This window comes from Lentzea sp. NPDC051838 (assembly GCF_040681245.1).
Taxonomy (GTDB): domain Bacteria; phylum Actinomycetota; class Actinomycetes; order Mycobacteriales; family Pseudonocardiaceae; genus Lentzea.
Genome location: NZ_JBFAYI010000007.1, coordinates 95,617 through 119,049 on the forward strand (window position 1 = coordinate 95,617; position 23,433 = coordinate 119,049).

Annotated in this window: 25 protein-coding genes; 17 read left to right on the top strand and 8 right to left on the bottom strand. The window is 68.5% G+C overall.

Going from position 1 to position 23,433, the window contains the following annotated elements:
• Nucleotides 1-2 precede the first annotated feature (2 nt).
• The 3 genes from AB0M24_RS18570 (at nucleotide 3) to AB0M24_RS18580 (ending at nucleotide 1,927) form a co-directional block, all read left to right on the top strand.
• The gene (locus AB0M24_RS18570; protein ID WP_363768605.1) at nucleotides 3-1,037 is read left to right on the top strand and encodes a glycerate kinase; all 1,035 of its coding nucleotides are present in this window, start codon (nucleotides 3-5) and stop codon (nucleotides 1,035-1,037) included.
• A 23-nt stretch (nucleotides 1,038-1,060) separates the two neighbouring features.
• Nucleotides 1,061-1,408 carry a hypothetical protein gene (locus tag AB0M24_RS18575; protein ID WP_363768608.1) on the top strand — a complete coding sequence of 116 codons (348 nt, stop codon included), beginning with the start codon at nucleotides 1,061-1,063 and terminating at the stop codon, nucleotides 1,406-1,408.
• A 150-nt stretch (nucleotides 1,409-1,558) separates the two neighbouring features.
• A complete protein-coding gene (locus AB0M24_RS18580) occupies nucleotides 1,559-1,927 on the top strand; it encodes an iron-sulfur cluster assembly accessory protein (protein WP_045309323.1) in 369 nt (122 codons plus the stop codon).
• A 106-nt stretch (nucleotides 1,928-2,033) separates the two neighbouring features.
• On the opposite strand, the gene AB0M24_RS18585 is transcribed toward AB0M24_RS18580, so the two are convergent.
• Nucleotides 2,034-2,207, bottom strand: a complete 174-nt coding sequence (locus AB0M24_RS18585) for a hypothetical protein (RefSeq protein WP_363768612.1) — start codon at nucleotides 2,205-2,207, stop codon at nucleotides 2,034-2,036.
• 158 nt (nucleotides 2,208-2,365) lie between these two features.
• Here AB0M24_RS18585 and AB0M24_RS18590 point away from each other — a divergent pair, with 158 nt between their 5' ends.
• Together AB0M24_RS18590 and AB0M24_RS18595 are read left to right on the top strand one after the other, a co-directional pair.
• On the top strand, nucleotides 2,366-3,298 hold the full coding sequence (locus tag AB0M24_RS18590; RefSeq protein ID WP_363769313.1) for a carbohydrate kinase family protein: 933 nt from the start codon (nucleotides 2,366-2,368) through the stop codon (nucleotides 3,296-3,298).
• Nucleotides 3,299-3,329: 31 nt separating this feature from the next.
• Nucleotides 3,330-4,094 carry a methyltransferase domain-containing protein gene (locus AB0M24_RS18595; protein WP_363768615.1) on the top strand — a complete coding sequence of 255 codons (765 nt, stop codon included), beginning with the start codon at nucleotides 3,330-3,332 and terminating at the stop codon, nucleotides 4,092-4,094.
• A gap of 36 nt (nucleotides 4,095-4,130) precedes the next feature.
• Here the strand turns inward: AB0M24_RS18595 and asnB are convergent, their stop codons facing one another.
• Nucleotides 4,131-6,059: an asparagine synthase (glutamine-hydrolyzing) gene (gene asnB, locus AB0M24_RS18600; protein ID WP_363768618.1), complete on the bottom strand. Its 1,929-nt coding sequence runs from the start codon at nucleotides 6,057-6,059 to the stop codon at nucleotides 4,131-4,133.
• Nucleotides 6,060-6,240: 181 nt separating this feature from the next.
• Here asnB and coxB point away from each other — a divergent pair, with 181 nt between their 5' ends.
• Both coxB and AB0M24_RS18610 read left to right on the top strand, forming a co-directional pair.
• Nucleotides 6,241-7,173, top strand: a complete 933-nt coding sequence (gene coxB, locus AB0M24_RS18605) for a cytochrome c oxidase subunit II (RefSeq protein WP_363768621.1) — start codon at nucleotides 6,241-6,243, stop codon at nucleotides 7,171-7,173.
• Between the two features lie 14 nt (nucleotides 7,174-7,187).
• On the top strand, nucleotides 7,188-7,604 hold the full coding sequence (locus tag AB0M24_RS18610) for a cytochrome c oxidase subunit 4 (protein ID WP_363768624.1): 417 nt from the start codon (nucleotides 7,188-7,190) through the stop codon (nucleotides 7,602-7,604).
• 250 nt (nucleotides 7,605-7,854) lie between these two features.
• On the opposite strand, the gene AB0M24_RS18615 is transcribed toward AB0M24_RS18610, so the two are convergent.
• The 4 genes from AB0M24_RS18615 to AB0M24_RS18630 all read right to left on the bottom strand — a co-directional run bounded on the left by AB0M24_RS18615 (nucleotide 7,855) and on the right by AB0M24_RS18630 (nucleotide 10,560).
• A complete protein-coding gene (locus AB0M24_RS18615) occupies nucleotides 7,855-8,526 on the bottom strand; it encodes a lysophospholipid acyltransferase family protein (protein ID WP_363768627.1) in 672 nt (223 codons plus the stop codon).
• 135 nt (nucleotides 8,527-8,661) lie between these two features.
• Nucleotides 8,662-9,702: an anthranilate phosphoribosyltransferase gene (trpD, locus tag AB0M24_RS18620; RefSeq protein WP_363768630.1), complete on the bottom strand. Its 1,041-nt coding sequence runs from the start codon at nucleotides 9,700-9,702 to the stop codon at nucleotides 8,662-8,664.
• A gap of 6 nt (nucleotides 9,703-9,708) precedes the next feature.
• Nucleotides 9,709-10,119 (bottom strand): hypothetical protein, encoded by a 411-nt coding sequence (locus tag AB0M24_RS18625; protein WP_363768633.1) that lies wholly within the window; start codon nucleotides 10,117-10,119, stop codon nucleotides 9,709-9,711.
• Between the two features lie 39 nt (nucleotides 10,120-10,158).
• Nucleotides 10,159-10,560 carry a hypothetical protein gene (locus tag AB0M24_RS18630; protein WP_363768636.1) on the bottom strand — a complete coding sequence of 134 codons (402 nt, stop codon included), beginning with the start codon at nucleotides 10,558-10,560 and terminating at the stop codon, nucleotides 10,159-10,161.
• A 94-nt stretch (nucleotides 10,561-10,654) separates the two neighbouring features.
• Here AB0M24_RS18630 and AB0M24_RS18635 point away from each other — a divergent pair, with 94 nt between their 5' ends.
• From AB0M24_RS18635 to AB0M24_RS18650, 4 genes are all read left to right on the top strand, one after another.
• Nucleotides 10,655-11,266, top strand: a complete 612-nt coding sequence (locus AB0M24_RS18635) for a heme-copper oxidase subunit III (RefSeq protein ID WP_363768639.1) — start codon at nucleotides 10,655-10,657, stop codon at nucleotides 11,264-11,266.
• Nucleotides 11,267-11,327: 61 nt separating this feature from the next.
• Complete coding sequence (locus AB0M24_RS18640) at nucleotides 11,328-12,140, top strand: c-type cytochrome (protein ID WP_363768642.1); 813 nt, start codon at nucleotides 11,328-11,330, stop codon at nucleotides 12,138-12,140.
• Entirely contained in the window at nucleotides 12,137-13,264 is a 1,128-nt protein-coding gene (locus AB0M24_RS18645; protein ID WP_363768645.1) for a Rieske 2Fe-2S domain-containing protein, read from the top strand. Before AB0M24_RS18640 ends, AB0M24_RS18645 begins: the two co-directional genes overlap by 4 nt.
• Nucleotides 13,261-14,916 (top strand): cytochrome bc complex cytochrome b subunit, encoded by a 1,656-nt coding sequence (locus AB0M24_RS18650; RefSeq protein ID WP_363768648.1) that lies wholly within the window; start codon nucleotides 13,261-13,263, stop codon nucleotides 14,914-14,916. Before AB0M24_RS18645 ends, AB0M24_RS18650 begins: the two co-directional genes overlap by 4 nt.
• Before the next feature lie 109 nt (nucleotides 14,917-15,025).
• On the opposite strand, the gene AB0M24_RS18655 is transcribed toward AB0M24_RS18650, so the two are convergent.
• Nucleotides 15,026-15,313 carry an Lrp/AsnC ligand binding domain-containing protein gene (locus AB0M24_RS18655; RefSeq protein ID WP_045309335.1) on the bottom strand — a complete coding sequence of 96 codons (288 nt, stop codon included), beginning with the start codon at nucleotides 15,311-15,313 and terminating at the stop codon, nucleotides 15,026-15,028.
• A 132-nt stretch (nucleotides 15,314-15,445) separates the two neighbouring features.
• On the opposite strand from AB0M24_RS18655, the gene AB0M24_RS18660 reads away from it, so the two are divergent.
• Entirely contained in the window at nucleotides 15,446-16,159 is a 714-nt protein-coding gene (locus AB0M24_RS18660) for an aquaporin (protein WP_363768651.1), read from the top strand.
• A 206-nt stretch (nucleotides 16,160-16,365) separates the two neighbouring features.
• Here AB0M24_RS18660 and AB0M24_RS18665 read toward each other — a convergent pair whose 3' ends face one another.
• The gene (locus tag AB0M24_RS18665) at nucleotides 16,366-18,066 is read right to left on the bottom strand and encodes a DEDD exonuclease domain-containing protein (RefSeq protein WP_363768654.1); all 1,701 of its coding nucleotides are present in this window, start codon (nucleotides 18,064-18,066) and stop codon (nucleotides 16,366-16,368) included.
• 165 nt (nucleotides 18,067-18,231) lie between these two features.
• On the opposite strand from AB0M24_RS18665, the gene AB0M24_RS18670 reads away from it, so the two are divergent.
• From AB0M24_RS18670 to AB0M24_RS18690, 5 genes are all read left to right on the top strand, one after another.
• The gene (locus AB0M24_RS18670) at nucleotides 18,232-19,575 is read left to right on the top strand and encodes an NYN domain-containing protein (RefSeq protein ID WP_363769316.1); all 1,344 of its coding nucleotides are present in this window, start codon (nucleotides 18,232-18,234) and stop codon (nucleotides 19,573-19,575) included.
• Between the two features lie 65 nt (nucleotides 19,576-19,640).
• Nucleotides 19,641-20,648 (top strand): NlpC/P60 family protein, encoded by a 1,008-nt coding sequence (locus AB0M24_RS18675; RefSeq protein ID WP_363768657.1) that lies wholly within the window; start codon nucleotides 19,641-19,643, stop codon nucleotides 20,646-20,648.
• Nucleotides 20,649-20,841: 193 nt separating this feature from the next.
• Nucleotides 20,842-21,426, top strand: a complete 585-nt coding sequence (locus AB0M24_RS18680; RefSeq protein ID WP_363768660.1) for a hypothetical protein — start codon at nucleotides 20,842-20,844, stop codon at nucleotides 21,424-21,426.
• A gap of 10 nt (nucleotides 21,427-21,436) precedes the next feature.
• The gene (locus tag AB0M24_RS18685; RefSeq protein WP_363768662.1) at nucleotides 21,437-22,540 is read left to right on the top strand and encodes a glycosyltransferase family 4 protein; all 1,104 of its coding nucleotides are present in this window, start codon (nucleotides 21,437-21,439) and stop codon (nucleotides 22,538-22,540) included.
• Nucleotides 22,541-22,805: 265 nt separating this feature from the next.
• On the top strand, nucleotides 22,806-23,414 hold the full coding sequence (locus AB0M24_RS18690) for a hypothetical protein (protein WP_363768665.1): 609 nt from the start codon (nucleotides 22,806-22,808) through the stop codon (nucleotides 23,412-23,414).
• Nucleotides 23,415-23,433: the final 19 nt, after the last annotated feature.

Sequence of the window (23,433 nt, forward strand, 5' to 3'; positions counted from 1 at the left end):
AGGTGCGCGTACTCATCGCTCCGGACTGCTTCGGCGGCACCCTCACCGCCCGCGAGGCCGCCGACGCCATCGCCACCGGCTGGCGCGAGGCCAAGCCCGACGACGCCGTCACCGAACGCCCACTGGCCGACGGCGGCCCCGGTTTTGTAGACGTTCTGCACGCGGCCCTGGGCGGTGATATCCGATATATCAGTGTCACGGGCCCGCTCGGCAAGCCAGTCGAAGCCCGCTACCTCAGCGTGCACACCGACGGTCGACGCGGTGCATACATCGAGTCCGCGGAAGCGTGCGGCCTCCACCTCATCCCTGCCGAACTCCGCCCCGAGTCCTGCGAGACGGCCACAACGCGCGGCGTGGGCGAGCTCATCGCGGCAGCTGCGGATGACAACGATGTCATCACGATCGGCCTCGGCGGCTCGGGAACGACCGACGGCGGCGCCGGCATGCTCGCCGCTCTCGCCGAGGCGGGTGTCGTACCAACTGATATATCGCTCGTGGCGGCGTCCGACGTCGAAAACCCACTGCTCGGCCCGCACGGTGCAGCCCGCACGTTCGGCCCGCAGAAGGGCGCGTCCCCGGAAGCCGTCGAACGCCTCGAAGCCAAGCTCGCCGCGATGGACGTCCTCAAACCCGTATCCGATATACCGGGCGCAGGAGCAGCGGGCGGTCTTGGCGCCGCACTCCTCTCGTTGCGCGCGACCATGAAGTCCGGCGCCGGCCTCGTCCGCGAGCTGACCGGCCTCGACGCCGCGCTCGACGACGCCGACGTCGTCATCACCGGCGAAGGCAGCTTCGACTGGCAGTCCCTGCGCGGCAAGCTCATCACCGCGGTCGCGAGCGGCGCCGCCGAGCGCGGCATCCCGTGCGTCGCCATCGCGGGCCAGGTGAGCGTCGGCCGCCGCGAGATGGGCGCCGCGGGCGTCCAGGAGGCCTACTCGGTGTCCGACCACGTCGGCTCTGTGCAAAAGTCGATTGCGGACGCCCGCAAAAGTCTCATTGCAACGGCGCAGCACGTCGCCGTGCAGTGGTCGCGTTAGAGGGTCTAGCTGGGGGAAATCAGATGGATCGAAGTTCGGAAGTCGACGCATGGCTCGTGGAGGAGTTCGGCGAGGAGAGCTCGGTGGTGCTCGAGCTGGACCAGCTGGTGGCGTTGAACCTCGCCGTGCAACGAGGTGCGGTGCCGCCGGACGACGTGATGGAGATCTGGCACCACCAGATCTGCGGCGCGAGGATCGTGGCGGCCCAGTCCGAGGCGAGCTTCATCGACGCGGCCAGGGCGAAGGACTGGCCGGACGAGAACATCGCCGAGATGGTGATGGTCGAGCCCGAGCGGCTCGACGAGCACCGCGACCAGCAGCGGTCATTGCACCTGACGATCCATCCCGCGGTCCGGCGGCAGCAGGACTGAAGGCTCTGGCCGATATATAGGTTGGCTTGAGGGTGGTCTACGTGACGTTCGACATGAGGCGTCGCTGTGGGACCATGGGAGTGGAACAAAGCGGGGAACGCCCGTGTTGCTGATGGGCGAACCGCCCGCAAAGGACCTCTTAGGAGAGCCATGACGACCGCTCAGGATGCCGCTTCGACCTCCGAGGCGCCGACCCACGGCGTGACGCTGACCGATGCGGCCGCCTCCAAGGCGAAGGCGCTGCTCGACCAGGAGGGCCGCGACGACATGCACCTGCGCATCGCCGTCCAGCCCGGCGGTTGCGCTGGCCTGCGCTACCAGCTGTTCTTCGACGAGCGCTCGCTCGACGGTGACGCGCTGGTCGACTTCAACGGCATGAAGGTCGCCGTTGACCGCATGAGCGCGCCGTACGTCGAAGGTGCCGTCATCGACTTCGTGGACACGATCGAGAAGCAGGGCTTCACGATCGACAACCCGAACGCCGGCGGGTCTTGCGCCTGCGGCGACTCGTTCCACTAAGGAGAACCCAACGCGGGAGGCCGCGTTCCCGCACGGGAACGCGGCCTTTCGCTTGTGCGAACCGGGATTCGGACTGGTGATCGGCCCAGTGGTTCAGCGCATACCTTTAGGCGCCGTACTCGCCCAGGCCTTCGACCTGGTGGGTGCACCGCTCGTCGACCTGCCAGGGCGCGGCCGCGCGCGGGGAGGGAAGGGGGTGCTCGGGGTGCGTCAGAGCGAAGGGGAGCTGCGCGCAGTCCTCGATCAGCTCACTCATCGTGGTCGCCTCAGGGATCGTCACGTCCCGACCGTATGTCGGTGGTCTGACCTGCACTAGCCCTACCAAACGGTAGTCTTCACAGCTGCACTCATCCGGGTGAGTTGTCACGTAGAGCAACAAGGGAAAGAGGAGCCGACGTGCCGGTAGCCGTGTGCGGCAGCATCGCGACCGACCATCTGATGCACTTTCCGGGACGATTCGCCGACCAGCTGGTCGCGGAGCGTCTCGATCGCGTGTCACTGAGCTTCCTGGTCGACGACCTCGTGGTCCGTCGCGGTGGCATCGGCGCGAACATCGCGTTCGGCCTCGGCGTCCTCGGGGTGCGGCCGGTGCTCGTCGGCGCCGTCGGCCAGGACTTCGACGACTACCGCTCGTGGCTCGAGCGGCACGGCGTCGACACGTCGGGCGTGTACGTGTCCGAGGTCGCGCACACCGCACGGTTCGTCTGCACGACGGACGACGACATGTGCCAGATCGCCTCCTTCTACGCCGGTGCGATGGCCGAGGCGCGCAACATCGAGCTCGCGCCGATCGCGAACCGCGTCGAGAACCTCGAGCTCGTCGTGATCAGCCCGGACGACCCGGCCGCGATGCTCCGGCACGCCGACGAGTGCCGTCAGCGCGGCTACAAGTTCGCCGTCGACCCGTCGCAGCAGCTGGCCCGCATGGACGGCGACCAGGCGCGCGCGTTCATCGAGGGCGCCGAGTACCTCTTCAGCAACGACTACGAGTGGGAACTGCTGCTGCAGAAGACCGGCTGGACCGAGGCCGACGTCCTCGCCCGCGTCGGCAAGCGCATCACGACGCTCGGCGCCAAGGGTGTCGAGATCGTCGACAAGGACGGCTTCTCGCTGCACGTCCCCGCGGTGCCCGAGGTCGCGAAGACCGACCCGACCGGTGTCGGCGACGGCTTCCGCGCGGGCTTCCTCGCCGGCATCACCGCGGGTCTGAGCATCGAGCGCTCGGCTCAGCTCGGCTCGTTCATCGCCGTCGAGGTGCTCGAGACCGTCGGCACGCAGGAGTGGGTGCTCGACCGCGAGGCGGCGCTCACCCGCATCCGCGGCGCGTTCGGCGACGAAGCGGCCGCGGAGATCGCTCCCGTCCTGCCGTGATCATCGCAATTTTCACTGGCATGATCGGACAATGGGGACGTACCTGTTCGGCAACACCGGTGAGTTGATCGACCCTCAGTTCGACGCGCTGAGCTCCCTGCTCGACGCGGGCACCTTCGCCCGCGTCGAGCAGCTCGGCATCGCGGACGGCTGGCGCTGCCTGGAGGTCGGTGGTGGCGGGGGATCGGTGGCGAACTGGCTCGCCGACGTCGTCGCCCCGTCCGGGCACGTGACGGTGACCGATCTCGACGTGTCCCGGCTCGAGGAACGCGACAACGTCACCGTCCTGGAGCACGACGTAGTATCCAATATATTACCCGGCAACGCGTTCGACCTGGTCCACGCACGCCTGGTGCTCTTCCACCTTCCCGCCCGCGACGTCGTCCTGCGCAAGCTGCGCGACGCGTTGCGCCCCGGCGGCTGGCTCGTGCTCGAAGAGTTCGACTGCCTCCCGCTCGAGGTCCTGAAGGCCGCGCCCGACGACGCGAAGCTGATCATGCGCGTGAAGAACGCCCTGCTGACGTTGCTCGACCAGGCCGGCGCGGAGCTGGCGTGGGGCGCGCGGATCGAGAAGGCGCTGGTCGACACCGGCCTGCACGACGTCAGCGGCTCACGCGAGGTGCAGGAGTGGGAAGGCGGCTCGCCGGGCTGCCGGCTGCTCGCCACCACCGCGCGCCAGGTGCGCGCGAAGCTGCCGTTGGCCGACGACGAGTTCGACCGCTACCTGGAGCTGATGGCGTCGCCGGAGACGATTGTCAGCTCGTATGCGATCTGCAGTGCCCAGGGTCGCAGGTAAGTGAAAGGGCCCCTCCGAAGAGGGGCCCCGCGTTCGTCAGAGCTTGACCGGGTAGTGCGGTTCCGGCACCACCGGCTTGATGCGGCCCTCGACGAAGATGCCGTGCCAGATCATGAACACCAGCAGCGCCCAGATGCGGCGGCTGTGGTCGATGATCCCGGACCGGTGCTCCTCGATCAGCCGCAGCACCGCGCGCTTGTCGAGGTACTGGTCGGTCTGCGACGTGCGCACGATGTCGACGGCCCAGTCGTGCATCTCGTCCTTGAGCCAGTGCCGGATCGGCACCGGGAAGCCGAGCTTGCGGCGGTTCAGCACGTGCGCGGGCACGATGTCGCGGATCGCCTTGCGCAGCGCGAACTTCGTGGTGTCCTTCGTGATCTTCAACTCGCTCGGGATCTGCGAGGCGATCTTGAAGACCTCGGGGTCCAGGAACGGAACGCGCAGCTCCAGCGAGTTCGCCATGGTCATCTTGTCGGCCTTGACCAGGATGTCGCCGCGCAGCCACGTGAACAGGTCGACGTGCTGCATGCGCGTGACCGGGTCCCAGTGCTGCGACTCGCGGTACGGCTGGGCCGTGACGTTCGTGTGCGAGACGTTCGAGTCGTACGTCTTCAGCACCTCGCGCAGCTGCGGGTCGAGGAAGATGCGCGCGTTGCCGTAGTAGCGCTCCTCCAGCGTCAACGCGCCACGACGCAGCAGGTCCTTGCCGCGCACGCCCTGCGGGATCTTCGTCGAGACCTTGCCCATCGCCTTGCGCAGCGCGCCCGGCACCTTCTCGAACGCCGCCAGCGACAACGGCTCGCGGTAGATCGTGTACCCGCCGAACAGCTCGTCCGCGCCCTCGCCGGACAGCACGACCTTCACGTGCTGCCGCGCCTCACGGGCGATGAACCACAACGGCACCAACGCCGGGTCCGCCACCGGGTCGTCGAGGTACCAGGTGATCAGCGGCAGGGAGTCCATCATCTCCTGCGCGCTCACCGTGCGGACCACGTGCTTCACGCCGATCAGCGCCGCCGACTCCGCGGCCACGTCGACCTCGGAGAAGCCCTGGCGCTCGAAGCCCGTCGTGAACGTGATCAGGTCCGGGTTGTGCTCCTTGGCCAGGGCCGCGACCACCGTCGAGTCGATGCCGCCGGACAGGAACGAGCCGACCGTCACGTCCGCGCGCATGTGCTTGGCGACCGAGTCGCGCAGCGCCGCCGTGATCTCGTCGTACAGCGCGTCCGCCTCGGCCTCGCTGCGGACCGTGCGGATCTTGAAGTTCGCGGGGAAGTAGCGCTCGAACTTCGGCGACTCACCCGGCGTCAGCGTGAACGAGTGACCGGACTCCACGCGGAAGATCTGGTCGTGCAGCGAGGCGGGCTCCGGCACGTACTGCAGCGTCAGGTAGTGCTGCAGGCCCCTGACGTTCATCTTCGGGTCGATGCCGAGCGTCGGGGCGATCTCCAGCAGGATCTTCTTCTCGCTGGAGAACGCGACACCGGCCTGGCCCTGCGCCCAGTACAGGGGCTTGATGCCGAACGGGTCGCGGCCGCCGAACACGACGCCGCGCTCGGAGTCCCAGATCATGAAGGCGAACATGCCGCGCAGCTTCGTGATCGCCGCTGGGCCGAAGTAGTGGTAGGCGGCGACGATCGTCTCGGTGTCGCCGTCGGTGTGGAAGACCGCGCCGTAGGACTCGGTGAGCTCGGCGCGCAGTTCCAGGTAGTTGTAGATCTCGCCGTTGAAGTTGATCGTGTACCGGCTCGGCGCCTCCGGCGGCCCCCAGGTCAGGGGCTGGTGGGAGTGCTCGATGTCGATGATGGCGAGACGGTTGAAGCCGAACACGACCTCGTCGACCCGCCGGGTGCCGCTCTCGTCCGGGCCGCGGTGCCGCATGCAGCGCAGAGCGGCCTCCACCGCCGGGCGCGCGCTCTCGGCCTCGTTCTCGCTAGGGCAAACAAGTCCTGCCAGGCCGCACAAGGGTCTCGCACCTCACAAGAAATACGACGGGGAAGACCTCAGTATGCCGAAGCGGCTCTGTGTGACCGAAACTGCACCGCAGCGGCAGTGCCCCCAAGGGGTGAGGCCGGGTGCGCTGGGCTACGCTCCCGCTTGATCCGTTGGCACGGCCAGTAGTTGTGAACGAGGAGGCGGGCGAGCAGTGGGCCTGAAGGAGGGCACCAGGGCATCCCGGCTGGCGAAGACCGCCGGGCTGGTAGGCCTGGTCGGTATCGGGGCCACCGGTTGCTCCACGGACGAGGTGCTGCGCTTCGGCTGGCCGGAGGCCGTCACGCCGCAGGCCGACAAGATGCGCGAGCTCTGGACCTGGTCCGTGATCGCCGCGCTCGTCGTCGGCGTCATCGTGTGGGGTCTGATCCTGTGGTCGGTGGTCTTCCACCGCAAGAAGTCGGAAGAGCTGCCGCGCCAGACGGCGTACAACCTCCCGCTGGAGATCGTGCTCATCGTCGTGCCGACGGTGATCGTGGCGGTGCTGTTCTACTTCACCGCCATCACGCAGAACTACGTCACGGACAAGTCGGGCAAGCCCGACGTCAACGTCGACGTGATCGCGTTCCAGTGGAACTGGGAGTTCCAGTACCCGGACCACAAGACCGAAGAGGGCAAGGTCGTCAGCACGGTCGGCACCTCGGGCGAGGTCCCGATCATGGTGCTGCCCGCCGGCAAGCGCATCCAGTTCACGCTGCGCTCGACGGACGTCATCCACTCGTTCTTCGTGCCGGAGTTCCACTTCAAGCGCGACGTCTTCCCGATGCCCGAGAAGAACAACCAGGACAACGTCTTCCAGGTCGACCAGATCGACCGTCCCGGTGCGTTCGTCGGCCGTTGCGCCGAGCTCTGCGGCTCCTACCACGCGGTGATGAACTTCGAGGTCCGTGCCCTTGAGGAGGCCGACTTCGAGAAGTACATCGAGTACCGCAAGGAGATCAACGAGAAGACGGGCAAGACGTACACCACGGCCGAAGCGCTCGCGAAGGTGGGCTGCAAGGACTGGTGCTCGCCGCTCGCGACCACGACCACCCCGTTCAACACCGACCGGACCGCCCGTGAGGCTTCCGGCTCGGGTCAGAAGTAGGGACACGCAACGCGATGAAGATCGAAGCTCGCGTATTCGACCTGGTGATGGGCTTCTCGTTCCTGATGGCCGTCGTGTACGGCTACTGGACGCACGCGGCGACCGGCCACGTCGAGCCCACCGGCACGGTGGCGCTCGCGCTGACCGGCGGCCTGGCGCTGATCACCGGCACCTACTTCCGGTTCGTCTCCCGCCGCATCGAGGTGCGGCCGGAGGACAACCCCGAGGCCGAGGTCTCCGACGGCGCCGGTGAGCTGGGCTTCTTCAGCCCGGGCTCGTACTGGCCGGTCGGTCTCGCGGCCGCGGCGGCGACCGCCGGTGTCGCGGTGGCGTTCTGGCACGTGTGGCTGCTCGTGATCGCCATCATCATGGTGCTGATCATGGTCGGCGGCCTGGTGTTCGAGTACCACACCGGTCCGAACCACGACTGAGCCAAAAAGACTGGCACAGCCGATATATCGGATATCGCTTTGGCTGAGGCCCTCTCCGTTCGCGGAGGGGGCCTCAGTCGTTTCCCGGGACCGATGTCCAGCATGTGATGTATTGCATATCGGATATCGCCGCGCCCGATATATCGCATATCGGCAAGCCGCCCGATATATCGCATACAAACGCCAAGGGCCCTCCCCGCCGTGAAAGCGGGAAGGGCCCTTGCGAGGTCCTGAGAGCGTTGCTGAGGGGTTACGCGGCGACCGGCGTCTTCTGGTACGCGTCGACGTACTCCTGGCCGCTCAGGTCCAGGATGCGGTAGATGATCTCGTCCGTGACGCTGCGCAGCACCGGAAGCGACTCCTGCATGCCGTCGTAGCGGCTGAAGTCGAGCGGCTCGCCGAAGCGGATGGTCACGGGGACGATCTTGGGGAACTTGCTGCCGACGGGCTGGACCTTGTCCGTGCCGATGATGCCGACCGGGATGACCGGCGCTCCGGACTCGAGTGCCATGCGCGCGACACCGGTGCGGCCGCGGTGCAGCTTGCCGTCGAGCGAACGCGTGCCCTCGGGGTAGATCGCGAACGCGTCACCACGCGCGAGGATCTCGGCGGCGGTGTCGAGCGCGGCACGAGCGTCACGCCCCTTGCCGCGGTGCACCGGCACGTGGCCCAGCGACGAGAAGAACCAGCGCGACAGCGCGCCCTTGAACCCGGTGCCGGTGAAGTACTCCGCCTTCGCGAGGAACGACACCCGCCGCGGGACCACCATGGGGATCACGACGCTGTCGATGAAGCTGAGATGGTTGGCCGCCAGGATGACCGGGCCGTCGGTGGGGATGTTCTCCAAGCCTTCCACCACGGGGCGGTAGACAACTCGGGCTGCGCGCGCGACGACATGCTTCATCACCGGGTAGAGGACCATGCCTCCAGCATTCCAGGTGGCGATTGCCGACGCGTTACCACGTGGTGCGCATCTCCGGCCCGTCACTCGCTCGGACTACACCTGTACGGCGGCCGTGCGAGCACGGTCACGCGTCGACGACGACGCGTGACCGAATCACCCCTTCAACGAGGTGGAGAGCTCCACCCAGCGGCTCAGCAGCGACGCCGCCTTGCCCGAGTCGATCGCCTCGGCCGCGCGGCTCAGCGACCCCGCCAGGTCGGCGTGCAGGTCGTCGGAGAACCCGCCGTGCGCCGCGATGGCCCCGGCGGCGTTCACGAGCACCGCGTCGCGCACCGATCCGGTCTTGCCTGCCACCAGGTCGCGGACCACCTGGGCGTTGACGGACGCGTCGCCGCCCTTCAGGTCCTCCTCGCGCGCGGGCTTCACCCCGAGCACGACCGGGTCGATCGTCTCCGTGCGCACGACACCGTCCTGGGCGAGCCAGGCGGACGTCGTCGTGGTCGTGGTGATCTCGTCGAGGCCGTCGTCGCCGCGCACCACCAGCGCGGTGTTGTTGCGGCGGGCGAACACCCCCGCGATCAACGGAGCCGCGGCCGCCCGCGCACACCCGATCAGGCCGACCTGCGGCTGCGCCGGGTTCGTCAGCGGGCCGAGCAGGTTGAACGACGTCGGGATGCCGATCTCGCGCCGCACCGGGCCCGCGTGCCGGAAGCCGGGGTGGAACACCGGCGCGAAGCAGAACCCGATGCCGAGCTCGGCCACCGTCGCGCGCACGCCGTCCGGCGGCAGGTCGATCGCGACGCCCAGCTCCTCCAGCACGTCCGCCGTGCCGCACTGCGACGACGCCGCGCGGTTGCCGTGCTTGACCACCGGAACGCCCGCCGCGGCCGTGATGATCGCGGCCATCGTCGAAATGTTCACCGAACCGGAATGATCGCCGCCGGTGCCCACGATGTCGGTCGCCCGCACGCCCACCTCGAACCGCCGGGCGTGGTTGAGCATCATCGTGGCGAGGCCGTCGACCTCCTCCGGCGTCTCGCCCTTGGCGCGCAACGCGACGATGAACGCCGCGATCTGCGCGGGCGTCGCCTCGCCCGACATGACCTGGTCCATGCCCCAGGACGTGTCGTCAGCGGTCAGGTCCGCGCCGTCGAGAAGTCTGTTGAGCAGCGTTGGCCAGGTGCGCTCGCTCACCGGGGATCAGCCCTTGACGACAGGAAGAGCCGAGCCCCGCAGCACCTCGGCCACGGTCTCGGCGGCGGCCAGCGGGTCGAGCGGGTGCACCAGCACCGCGTCGGCCTGCGACCAGGTCGCGAGCCACCGATCGTCCTTGCGGCGCACCGCCACGACGATCGGCGGGCAGTTCGTGATCTCGTCCTTGAGCTGGCGGGACAGGCCCATGCCCCCGGTCGGCTGCGCCTCGCCGTCGAGGATCAGCAGGTCGACGGTGCCGTTGTCCACCTCGTAGAGGACGTCGGCGATCGCACCGGCCTCCACGTAGTCGACGCGCGCCAGATCCGGTGCCGGACGGCGGCCGACCGCAGTGATGATCGTCTCACGCACCTCGGGCCGGTGGCTGAACACCAGGATCTTCGTGGTCTGCGTGCTCATCTCACGATCCTCCAGAAAGTGACCAAGGTCGCCGCGATGTTATCGGGACGCCGAGGAGTGTGGTTGCAGGGCGTCCCACCCCAGGGCGTCGCCGCCGAGCCGCTGCGCCAGCGAGGCCATCCGCGACCGCTCCTGGGCGCAGTGCAGGGCGTCCAGCTTCTGCACACGACTGATATGCGATATATCACCGGCTACGAGCACCCAGCCGTCCGGTGTTAGAAGTTCTCGCGCGCGTTCTAGCTGCTCAGACGGTATGCGAACGTGGTGACGGAGCACCGCGAGCTCGTCGGAACGCCACTCGGGGGAACGCGCCAAAACGGCCGAATCGGCCTCGACGATGTCGAACGCCTCGACGACCACGACGAGGTCCGGATCGTCGATCGACAACGAGGGTTCGTCACGTCGGCGCAGCCTGTCCCGCAATCGGCCCAGCAAGCTCATCCGTTGATCTCCTCCGCGATCACCCGCTGTGTGACCCAGCCGACCCATGATCCGCCCAGGACCCGATGGGCGGACGGAAATAGCGCAGGCAATAATGCTGCCCGTGACCACGGCAGCGCCTTCAATCGGCCAGCGCGTGCACTCGCTGAACCGCCCGAACATGGTCAGCGTCGGCACGATCGTCTGGCTGTCCAGCGAGCTCATGTTCTTCGCTGGCCTCTTCGCCATGTTCTTCACGGTGAAGGCCCAGAACACGGCGGAGCACTGGCCGCCACCGCCCACGCACCTGAACGTCCCCTACGCGTCGGTCTTCACGATCATCCTGGTCGCGTCGTCCTTCACGTGTCAGTGGGGCGTTTTCGCCGCGGAGCGTGGCGACGTCTTCGGTCTGCGTCGCTGGTACATCGTGACGTTGATCATGGGCGCGATCTTCGTCGCAGGTCAGGCGGGTGAGTACGTGACCCTCGTCGAGGAGGGCACCACGATCCCCTCGTCGGCCTACGGCACCGTCTTCTTCTTGACGACCGGCTTCCACGGCCTGCACGTCATCGGCGGTCTGATCGCGTTCGTCTTCCTGTTGATCCGGACGAAGCTCAGCAAGTTCACGCCGGCACAGGCCACCGCATCGATCGTCGTGTCGTACTACTGGCACTTCGTCGACGTCGTGTGGATCGGCCTGTTCGCCATCATCTACATCGTGCCCTGACCTAGTCAGCACGCAGCCAAGCCACGAGCTCCCGAACTGACAGCAAGGGTTGCCGCACACCATGACCACCACGACGAAACGCCCCCGCGGCGCCCGCACCAAGCTGCGCCGCCGGGTCGCCGGACTGCTCGCACTGGGCTTCGGCCTGCTGAGCGCCGGCATGCTGTTCGCCGCCTTCGCGCCCACGGCGCAGACTGCCCAGGCGCAGCAGCAGGACGCTCTCGTCCGCCAGGGCGAGCAGATCTACCTGAACACCTGCATGGGCTGCCACGGCAAGTCCCTCGAAGGTGTCAAGGACCGCGGGCCGAGCCTGATCGGCGTCGGTGACGCCGCGGTCTACTTCCAGACTTCCTCCGGCCGCATGCCCATGGCGCGGCAGGAGGCGCAGGCCATCCGCAAGCCCTCGAAGCTCTCCGCCGAGGAGATCAGCGCGCTGATGGCCTACATCACCGCGAACGGCGGCGAGGGCCCGAAGAAGCCTTCCGAGACCGGTGAGGAACTGCGCGGCGACAACCCTGCGCGCGGTGGGGAGCTCTTCCGCCTCAACTGCTCCAGCTGCCACAACTTCACGGGTCGTGGTGGAGCGCTGTCGTCCGGCAAGTTCGCGCCGACGCTCGACGGGGTAACTGAAGAGCAGATCTACACGGCGATGCTGACCGGCCCGCAGAACATGCCGAAGTTCGGCGAGCGCCAGCTCACGCCGGAAGAGAAGAAGGACATCATCGCGTACGTCAAGTCGGTGACCGACGGGAACAACAACTCCGGCGGTAACCCCCTGGGCGGGTTCGGACCCGTCTCGGAAGGCTTGATCGCATTCATCGTGGGCATCGCCGCGCTCATCGGCGTGACCCTCTGGATCGGAGCCAAGGCATGAGCGGCGACAAGCCGACCGAGCTGCCCAGCGAGGCAGAGCTCGCGGAGATGAGCCGGGACGACCTCGTCAAGCTCGGCACCAAGATGGACGGCGTCGAGATCGTCCACTACGAGGAGCGGTTCCCGGTTCCGGGAACCCGCGCCGAGCGCCGTGCCCAGCGCGTCGTCGCGACCTGGTTCATGATCTCCGCGCTGTCGGGGCTCGCGTTCCTCGGCGTGTTCCTGTTCTGGCCGTGGCAGTACGAGGCCCCGTCCAACGAGCACGGCCACCTGCTGCACTCGCTCTACAACCCGCTGATCGGCCTGTTCCTGGGTCTGTCGGTGGTGGGCCTGGGCGTCGGCGCGCTGCTCTACACCAAGAAGTTCATCCCGGACGAGATCGCGGTGCAGCAGCGCCACGACGGTCCGTCGGCCGAGGTCGACCGCGCCACGCTGGTGGCCGAGCTCGCCGACGCCGGTGACCGCAGCGGCATCGCCCGCCGCAACCTGATCAAGCGCACCGCGGGCCTCGGCGCCGGCGTGCTGGGTCTGGGCGTGGCGGCCGTCCCGCTGGGCGCGCTGATCAAGAACCCGCACGCGGACAGCGAGACCAAGGCCTCGCTGTGGCACACCGGCTGGAAGGCCGAAAAGGGCGAGAAGGTCTACCTCCGTCGCCACACCGGCAACTTCCACGAGGTCTCGCTGGTGCGTCCCGAGGACGTCGAGCCCGGCGGCTTCGAGACGGTGTTCCCGTTCCGCGAGTCGGAGCGCGACGACGAGCACGCCCTGGTCGCGGCCCTCAAGCGGGCCGACGCGCCGGTCATGCTCATCCGCCTGCGTCCCAACCAGGCGGTCACCAAGCGCGCCGGTCAGGAAGACTTCAACTTCGGCGACCTGTACGCGTACTCGAAGATCTGCACGCACCTCGGTTGCCCGACCTCGCTGTTCGAGCAGCAGACCGGTCTGCTGCTCTGCCCGTGCCACCAGTCGCAGTTCGACGTGTTCGAGTACGCCAAGCCGCGGTTCGGCCCGGCGACCCGTCCTCTTCCCCAGCTTCCAATCACTGTGGACGAAGAGGGATACTTGGTTGCCCGCAGCGACTTCATCGAGGCTGTGGGTCCGGCGTTCTGGGAGCGGAAGTCATGAGTGCCATCACCACGCCGACGAAGCCGGCCAACGCGGCCGCGCGCGTCGCAGGGGCGGCGGCCAACGCTGCCGACGAGCGGTACCACGCGGCCTCTGGCCTGCGTAAACAGCTGAACAAGGTCTTCCCGACGCACTGGTCGTTCCTGCTCGGTGAGATCGCGCTCTACAGCTTCATCGTGCTGCTGCTGTCGGGTACGTACCTGGCGTTGTTCTTCGACCCGTCGATGACCGAGGTCACCTACAACGGCGCGTTCGAGAACCTGCGCGGCATCGAGATGTCGCGGGCGTTCGCGTCCACTCTCGACATCTCGTTCGAGACGCGCGGTGGCCTGTTCGTCCGCCAGGTGCACCACTGGGCGGCGCTGCTGTTCATGGCCGCGATCGTCGTGCACATGTTCCGGATCTTCTTCACCGGCGCGTTCCGCAAGCCGCGTGAGATCAACTGGGTCATCGGCATCGTGCTGTTCATGCTCGGCGCGATCGAGGGCTTCCTCGGCTACTCGCTCCCCGACGACCTGCTCTCGGGCACCGGCCTCCGCGTGATGGCGGCGCTGCTGATCTCGTTCCCGGTCATCGGCACGTGGCTGAACTGGCTGATGTTCGGCGGGGAGTTCCCCGGCACGGACATCATCCCGATGCTCTACACTGCGCACATCCTGCTGATCCCGGCGATCATCCTCGGCCTGATCGCGGCGCACCTCGCGCTCGTCTGGTACCAGAAGCACACGCAGTTCCCGGGCGTGGGCCGCAAGGAGACCAACGTCGTCGGCGTCCGCATCATGCCGGTGTTCGCGGCCAAGGGCGGTGGCTTCTTCGCCATCGTCGTCGGTGTCATCGCGATCATGGGTGGCGTCTTCCAGATCAACCCGATCTGGAACTTCGGCCCGTACAACCCCGCGCAGATCTCCGCCGGCTCGCAGCCCGACTGGTACATGGGCTGGACCGACGGCCTGGTCCGCATCTGGCCCGCGTGGGAGTTCTACCTGGGCAACTACACGATCCCGGCGCCGTTCCTGCCGTTCATCCTCGGTCTGCCGCTGCTGACCGGCATCGCGGCGGTGTACCCGTGGATCGAGAAGAAGATGACCAAGGACTACGCGCACCACAACCTGCTGCAGCGCCCGCGTGACGTTCCCGTCCGCACCGCGCTCGGCTGGATGGCGATCACGTACTTCATGGTCCTGCTGCTCATGGGCGGCAACGACATCTTCGCGTACAAGTTCGACATCTCGTTGAACCTGACGACGTGGATGGGCCGCATCGGCATGCTGGTCCTGCCTCCGATCGCGTACTTCGTCGCGTACCGGATCTGCATCGGCCTGCAGCGCGGCGACCGCGAGGTGCTCGAGCACGGTGTCGAGACCGGCATCATCAAGCGCCTGCCGCACGGCGAGTTCATCGAGATCCACCAGCCGCTCGGCCCGGTGGACGACCACGGCCACCCGATCCCGCTCGCCTACCAGGGCGCGTCGGTGCCAAAGAAGATGAACAAGCTCGGCTCGGCCGGTCACCCGGTCGCCGGCAGCACGTGGTCGCCGGACCCGGTCGAGGAGACCGTGGCCCTGGAGAACGCGAAGCACAAGAACGCGCTGGAGTCCGCCTCGGAGGAGCAGGCCGAGCTCGCGGGCAAGCCTTCCGACCCGAAGGCCTGATCTGGTTCCAGAACTGTGAAAAGCCCCCGTGAACCTTCACGGGGGCTTTTCGTTACGTCAGTTGCGCCGAACGATTTCTCGGGCTGCGCTGATCGTGGCCTCGCGGTGGTTACTGGGCGTCATCCAGGCCGATGGCGAAGGCCGCCTCGTCGTCTCGCTTCGAGTAGCTGCGGAACGCGATGTGCGTGTCGGTGTTCAGCACGCCCGCGACCTTGCTGATCTTGCCGGGCACCAGCGCGGCCAGGTCCTCGTGCTTGCTCACCCGCACGAGCGCGATCAGGTCGACGTCACCTGCGCAGGAGTACACCTCGGTGACGCCGTCGATGTCGGCGATCTCCTGCGCCGCCTCGGGAATGCGTTCGGCGGCGGCCTGGATCAGCACGATGGCGGTGACCACGCTGTCCTCCTCATGGGTCTCAGCACGGGTATCTAAAGCACACGTAGTCTGCCCTACCGGCTTATGGCTGGCGTGAGGACGTCGCTGCGAGCGTGGGTCCCCTCATTCCCCCGTTGTTGTCGAGGTGAACCCGTGTTCGCACGCAAGCTGATTGCCGAGGTGGCCGGTACGACCATCCTCTGCCTGTTCGGAATCTCCGCCGCCGTGTCCGTGGTCGCCGCGGGCAACGAGCCCTCCGGTCTGCTCATCGTCGCTCTGGCCCACGGGCTCGCTCTGATGGCCGGCATCTACGCGTTCGGCGCCGTTTCCGGCGCGCATTTCAACCCGACCGTCACCCTCGCGCTCGCCGTGTCCGGCCGCGTGCCGTGGCGCGAGGTGCCGGGTTACGTCGGCGCGCAGCTTCTCGGCGGTGTGCTGGCCGCTTCGCTCGCTCACGTCGTGCACGGGTCGCGTGCTGTCGAAGCGGGTCTGGGCGCGACCGCGTTCGGCTCCGGGATCTCGGTGACTCAGGCCTTCGCGGCCGAAGCCCTCGGCGCGTTCATCCTCGTGACCGCCGTGTTCGCTCTCGCGGTGAACCCCGCTGCTCCTCGCGGTCTGCACGGGATCGGCATCGGTCTGGCTCTGGCCACCCAGATCCTCGCGTTCGGTCCCGTCGCGGGTGCCTCGGTGAACCTCGCCCGCACGTTCGGCCCGGACGTCGTGCTCACCTTCGCCGGCGGCAACCCGGCCTGGAGCCAGCTGCCGGTGTACCTGATCGCCCCGGTTTTCGGCGGCATCCTGGCGGCCGGCCTCTACGCCCTGGTGACGTCCGCGACCCGCCGAGTCAGCGTCCCCGCCCCGCGCTGACCCACCACCTTTGTCGACATTCCAACTAATATATTGGTTCGTCGCCCGCCTCTGACCTGCTCAAACCCCGCCGGATGCAAAAAACGTTTGCGGACGTCCGCAAACGTTTTTTGCATAACTGATATATCGGTGGGCTCCGGGGGCCGGTTTCGGCGGTCGTTCAGGGTGCAGACGGCTGCTGGACCACTCGGCGCTGTCGTGGCGGGTCAGGCCCAGCGGTCGTGCAGCGGGCGGGCGCCGGCGGCTTGTTCGGCCCACGGCACCCAAGCCGCGGCGGCACCGGCGGGGGACGACCACGGTTCGTCCGCGTAGACGAGGCGGGTGCCCGGCTGGTCGAGCCAGCGGAGGACGACGCCTGTCTCCTCGGGTGGGGCACCGCGCAGTGGGCCCGCCGTCGGGACGACGGTTTCGGCGGAGGCGACGAGGGCGTCGACGACCGGCATGGGGCGGGTGCCGCGGAGGGCGACTCCGGCTGAGGCGAGGCGGCCGTAGCGGATCACCGAGAACTGCCAGCCGCCCTCGCGGTCGGGGCGGGCGGCTACCAGCTGGGGGAGCGCGGCGAGGGCGGCGAGGCGTTGGGCGCGGTCGAGCGAGCGGACCAGGCCGGCCAGGCGGTCGCGGCGGCGGGCGGCTTCCTCGAAGCGTTCGGCCGAGGCCAGGCCGCCGAGCTGGGTGATGAGGGTGCGCAGCGGGTCGGCGTTGCGGCCGACGACCAGGTCTTGGACGGCGACGACCGCCGGGGAGTACTCCTCGGCGGTCTGGTGGCCCGCGCACGGGGCTTGGCAGCGGCCCAGTTCAGCCAGGGCGCAGGGGGAGGCGCGTTGGTTCGTCGCCGGGATCTTGATCGTGCAGGAACGGAGTGGGACGGCGTCGAGGAGGGCGTCGGCCACGGATTCGGCCGCCTGGCGGGTGCGGAAGGGGCCCAGGGCGCCGTCGCGCGGGTTTCTGACCAGGGACAGCCGCGGGAAGGCCTCGTCCGTCAGGATCAGCCACCAGGCGTGGTGGGGGTTCTTGGAGCGGCGGTTGTAGGCGGGGCGGTGGGCGCGCAACAACCGGAGCTCGCGCACTTCGGCTTCCAGCGGGTGGGCGCATTCGACGGCGTCGACACGCACGGCCAGGGCGACCATCTCGCGGAGTCTGCGGCGGCCTTCGCTGGCCGTGAAGTACTGGCGGACGCGGCGGCGCAGGTCGGACGCCGTGCCCACGTAGAGCACCTCTTCCTTCGGGCCGCGGAAGAGGTAGACGCCCGGCTTGGACGGCAGGTGGGCGGCCAGGGAGCGCTTGCGGCGTTGTTCCGGGGTGACCTCCGGGAGGTAGGCCAGGAGTTCTTCCAGCGAGTGCACGCCCACGTTGCCGACGCGCTCCAGCAGCGAGTGCAGGACCTCGACGGTGGCGCGGGCGTCGGCTAACGCGCGGTGCGTCGGGCGCGTGGTGGTGTGGAAGAGGTCGGCCAGGGCGGACAGACGGCACGACGGGGCCTCGTCGCGGCTCAGCACGCGCCGGGCGAGTTTCACCGTGCAGACGACCGACGGCTTCGGCCAGCGGTAGCCGTGCCGTTCGCAGGCCGCTTTGAGGAAGCTGATGTCGAAGCCGGAGTTGTGCGCGACCAGGACCGATCCGGCGGCGAACTCCAGGAACGCGGGCAGCACGGTGTCGAGTTTCGGCGCGCCCGTCACCATCAGCTGCGTGATCCCGGTCAGCTGGGCCACCTGCACGGGGATGCCGCGCTCCGGGTCGACGAGCGTCGCGAACTCGCCGAGCACCTCGCCCGCGCGCACCTTCACCGCGCCGATCTCGGTGATGGCGTCCTCCTCGTTGCTCCCGCCCGTCGTCTCCAGGTCGAAGACGACGAACGTGGTGTCGCGAAGAGGCGTACCGAGCTCGTCGAAGGACAGTTGACCGGTCACGATGCCGGACGTTAGCGACGGGGTCTGACAATTTCCGGCGGCGGACCGGTTGACCTGCGGTGGGGCGGTTGGGCGGGTCCTTTGCCAGATCGTTGTTCCGAAGGCCGGAGATGTCCGTGCGCTGCTCAGGCAGGAGGGCTCTAGCCTGTTGGGGTGCCAGACCCGATGCCCGAGCCCGAGTTCGACCAGCCTGCCGAGGAGGTAGGCGAGTCCCCAGAAGAGTCTGCTGTGGACTGGTCGGCCCTGCCGGAGCCGCTTCGGGTGAGACTGGCGGAGCTGGCCGCGGACGCGCTGGGCGAGATGGCGAAGGTCGACGTGCCGCAGCACCTGCGGCCGGTGGCGAAGTTCGCGCCGACGAAACGGGCCCGGCTGGGTGGCGCGCAGGTCGTCGCGGCGCTGCGGGACTCCGCGAACTTCCGCACCGCTGTGGTGGAGTGGCTGCGCAAGAACCGGCCGTCGACGCTGGAGGTGACGTCGCCGGACCCGGTGACGGCGGCCGCGGCGGCGGTGCTGACCGGGGACGACGTCGCGCCGCACTACGTGGAGCTGGTGTCGCGACGGGTCGGCGACGCGACGTTGCGGGCCGAGCGGGACGCCGCCGTCATCAGGTCGGAACGGCTCGAAGGAGAACTGGAGCGGCTCAAAGCCGAGCGCAGCCAGCTCGACGGCGCCGCCGAACGGGTCCGCGCCGACGCCGAAATCGAGCTGGAACGCCTGCGCAAGCGGTTGCGAGAGCAGGGCGTGAAGCTGCGCGAGGCCAAGGACGCCGCCGAGGCCGCCGCCACCGAGGTCGACAAGATCCAGGAACGCACAGCCGACGAGGTCAAGCGCCTCACCGCCGAACGCGACAGGGAACGGGAACGCGCCGAGACCGAGCGCGGCAAGGCCCAACGGGCGATCGCGGACGCCGAGATCGCCCGTCAGTCCGCGCGCGAAGCCCGGCAGGCGGACGAGGTGCGGCTCGCGCTGCTCGTCGACACGCTCGACGGCGCCGTGAACGGCTTGCGCCGCGAACTGGCACTGGGTGGCACCGGGCCGCGTCCTGCCGACCTCGTGCGGGGCGCCAGCGCGTCGCAGGGGGCCGTGGGACGCGTGGAGGACCCGGCGGCGCTCGATCGGCTGCTGGCGTTGCCCGCGGTCCATCTCGTCGTGGACGGCTACAACGTCACGAAGACCGGTTATCCGGAGCTGTCGTTGTCGGATCAGCGTGATCGGCTCGTGCACCAGCTGGCGGTGCTCGCCGCGCGCACGGGTGCCGAGGTGACGTTGGTGTTCGACGGCGCGGGGGTGGTGGCTGTGCCCGCGGCGGCTCCACGTGGCGTGCGCGTGCTCTTCAGCGACCCCGGTGTGCTGGCCGACGACGTGATCCGCGCGCTGGTCACCGCAGAGCCCGAGGGGCGTCCTGTGGTGGTGGTGACGTCGGATCGCGCGGTCGCCGACTCAGTGCGCCGGCGGGGTGCGCACCCGGTGCCGTCGGCCGTACTGCTGGCCCGTCTCGGGCGCGTTTGATCACCCGGTAGCCTGACGCCTGTTGATCTTTTGACGATCTTGTTCTCGCGAAGGGGATCGGCGACGTGTCGTCGCGCAAACTCACCCGCGGTGTTCTGGTTACCGCCCTGCTTTTCGCCGCTTTGCCGGCCGTGTCGTTCGCCGCGCAGCCGGCTGATCCGGCGCGCGCGTACGCCGATCTGACGGCGCAGGCGACGAAGCTGAACGAGGAAGTCCTGCGCGCGCAGGAGGATCTCGTCTTACGGCGTGCCGAGCTCGAACGCGCCACCACGGACGTGGGCGCGGCGCAGCAGATCGAGCGGCAGGCCAAGAACGACGAGAACGGCTACCGCGAGCAGGTCGACCTGATCACCCAGGCGTCGTTCGAGGGCGCGCGGTTCAACCAGCTGTCGGCGTTGCTCGTCGCGGACTCGCAGCAGGACTTCCTGAACCGCCTGGAGATGATGCGGGTCCTGGCCTCGGACAAGGCCGACTCGCTGGCCCGGCTCTCGGGCGCGGTGGAGAAGGCACGTCAGGCGCACCAGGCGGCGGAGAACGCGCGCTCGCGTGCGGCCGAGGCCACGGCGGCGGCCGAGCGGCTGAAGAGCGATCTGGACGGCCGCAGCCACGCGTTGCAGGCACAGATCAGCGAGGTGCGCACGGCACTGACGCGGCTGCCCGCACCGGTCGTGAACCAGCTGCGCGATCCGGGGGACCGGTCGCCGATCGGCGTGCCCTCGGGGACGGCGGGGCTCGCGCTGGCGTTCGCGCTGGCGCAGCGCGGCGACGGCTACAAGTACGGCTCGACGGGCCCCGACGAGTGGGACTGCGCCGGCCTGACGATGAAGGCGTACGCGTCCGCCGGCCTCACCATTCCGCGCACGTCCGGTGGACAGGCCTCGATCGGGCGCGCCGTGTCGCGGGCCGAGGTCCGCGCGGGCGACCTGATCGTCTACTACGCGAGCCGGTCGCACGTCGCCATGGCCGTCGACAACGCACGTGCTGTGCACGCCTCCACCGAGGGGCAACCGGTGAAGATCGCGTCCATCGACGCCATCGGGCCCATCGCGGTGATCCGGCGCATCGAGGGCTAGCGTTGCGCCGGTGAAACACCTCAGGACGTTGCTGGCGGTCACCGTCGCCATGACGTTCCTGCTGGGCCTGACCATTGCAACGCGACCCGTTGAGTTGCAGCCGACGGAAACTGTCCATTGCAAAGAGGCTGTTCAGGCGGTGTCTGCGGGGACTGTGACCGCCAGTTCCTGTGATGCGGAGCTGGCCTCGCGGGTGTCCGCTGTCGTGGACGAGTCGGTGGACGCGGTCGCCGATATATTGGATATCGGTTGGTCGCGACGGGTCGACGTCGTCATCCCGGCCACGGATTCCGAGCTCGTGTCGCTCGTCGGGCCGGCGTTCGCGGACATGGCCGGCGTCGCGATCCGGGAGGGCTCCGGGCAGCGCGTGGTGATCAACCGGGTGCGGGCGGCGGCGCTGACTCCGTTGGAGTTGCGTGTGCTGCTGCGGCACGAGATCACGCACGTGGCGACGCGCGACCAGACGTCGGACTCGGCGCCGCTGTGGCTGGTGGAGGGGTTCGCGGACTGGGTGGCGTTCCACGGGCTCGGGCTGTCGCTGCGCCAGGCCGCGCCGTTGCTCACCTCTGACGTCACCAAGCTGCCCACCGACTTCAGCGGTCCTGGGCGTGACCTCGCTTATCAGCAGGCGTACTCGATCATGGTCTATCTGGAGTCGCAGCTGGGAGAGCACGGTGTCGTCGACTTCTTCCTGCGGCAGGCCTCGAAGTCCGCTGTGGACGCGAGCACGGTGGGCGTGGCGGGCTGGCGGGACTTCCTGAAGTCGAGCATCGGATAGCGTTGGGTTCGTGCGCCGAACCTTGCTGGTGACCAACGACTTCCCGCCCCGCCCCGGTGGCATCCAGTCCTACCTGCACGCTTTGGCGACACGGCTGCCCGCGGAGTCCCTCGTCGTGTACGCGCCGAAGTGGAAGGGCGCGGAGGAGTTCGACGCGGCACAGCCTTTCCCCGTCGTGCGGCATCCGACGTCGCTGATGCTGCCGACGCCCGACGTTCTGCGGCGCGCGCGTGACATCGCTCGGGCCGAGTCCTGTGAGGCTTCGTGGTTCGGGGCGGCGGCACCGCTGGCGTTGCTGGCGCCGTCGCTGGGGTTGAGTCGCTCGGTGGCGTGCACGCACGGGCACGAGGTCGGCTGGTCGATGTTGCCGGTGGCGCGGCAGGCGTTGCGGGCGATCGGGTCCGGTGTGGACGTCGTGACTTACGTCAGCCGCTACACGCGCTCGCGCTTCGCCGCCGCGTTCGGGCCGATGGCGGCTCTGGAGCACCTTCCGTCCGGTGTGGACACCGATCTCTACCGGCCGGATCCGGCCGCGCGCGCCGAGATGCGGAAGCGGTACGGGCTGGGCGACCGGCCGGTGATCGTGTGCGTGTCGCGTCTGGTGCCGCGCAAGGGGCAGGACGTCCTGATCCGCGCGTTGCCGTTGATCCAGCGCAGGGTGCCGGACGCGGCGTTGCTGATCGTCGGCGGCGGGCCGTACCGGGGGACGCTGGAGAAGATGGCGGCCGGCTCGCGCGACATCGTGCTGACCGGCTCGGTGCCGTGGGAGGAACTGCCCGCGCACTACAACGCCGGCGACGTCTTCGCGATGCCGTGCCGCACGCGTGGACGGGGCCTCGACGTCGAGGGGCTCGGCATCGTCTACCTGGAGGCGTCGGCGACCGGGCTGCCCGTGATCGCCGGACGATCCGGCGGCGCGCCGGAGACCGTGCGCGACGGCATCACCGGCAACGTCGTCGACGGGCTCGACGTCGGGAACGTCGCCGAGCGGATCGCCGTGTTGCTCGCGGACCCTGAGATGGCGGCCAAGATGGGCCGCGCCGGGCGGGAGTGGGTGAGCGACCACTGGCGCTGGGACCAGCTCGCGCACCGCCTCGAAGGCCTCATCGGCTGACCTCGGGATCCCGCCTGGTGCACACCCGGATGCAAAAAACGTTTGCGGACGAAGTCAAAAGACTCATTGCAAAGCCCTTCTGATATCCAATATCCGATATATCAGTTGTCCGTTTGGGTGGCGAGAGCTGCCCGGATGTCCGTGCATGCGGTGTACGGGTCTGCGAAGGACGAGCGGGCACCATCGGTTCATGAGGGCTCATGGCGCGCGTATACAGGCTGAACACAGCTCGCGTCGTGCCCGGACGGAAGAGTGCATACACCCGTTGGCCGCCCTTCAGAGCGCCGCGGGCAACTGCGCGGTGCAACGGCTGATCGCGGATGAGCGCTCAGTGCAGCGGTATCGCGAGAAGACCGCGATGAACTTCGGCGCCATGGACGGCGCCCTGGTCGAGAGCCCGTTCCGCAACGCGAAGAAGCAGCCATGGATCGACCTGATCACGGTCGACTTCGACAGCGTCGTCACCGACTCGGGCGGCGTGGAGATGCCGAAGGGCACCGCGACCGCGACGTACTTCGCCAACCCCGCTGCGCTCTCGTCGTTCAGCTTCGAGGTGACCGGAGGGCCGGTCGGCCTGCGCAGCGATCCGGGGCACTTCAAGGTCATCCGCATCGAGGGAGTCGGCTACAACGACCCGGCCGCCGCCGCCGACATCGCCGCCACCCTGGGTGCAGGCGCGCTGGAGGGGCCGAAACGCGGTGCACACCGGCGGTATACAAAGCCCACACCGGGACAGAGCCGGTCGACGTTGCTCGCGTCGATGAGCCTCGCGGTCTTCTACAACGCAGGCGAGGCGTTCCACAACTCACCGGCCACAACGCCCCGGCCAACGTCGCGTCGCACGGCTGCCTGCACGTCGTCGACGCCAAGCTGATCCAGCTCAACTACCACAG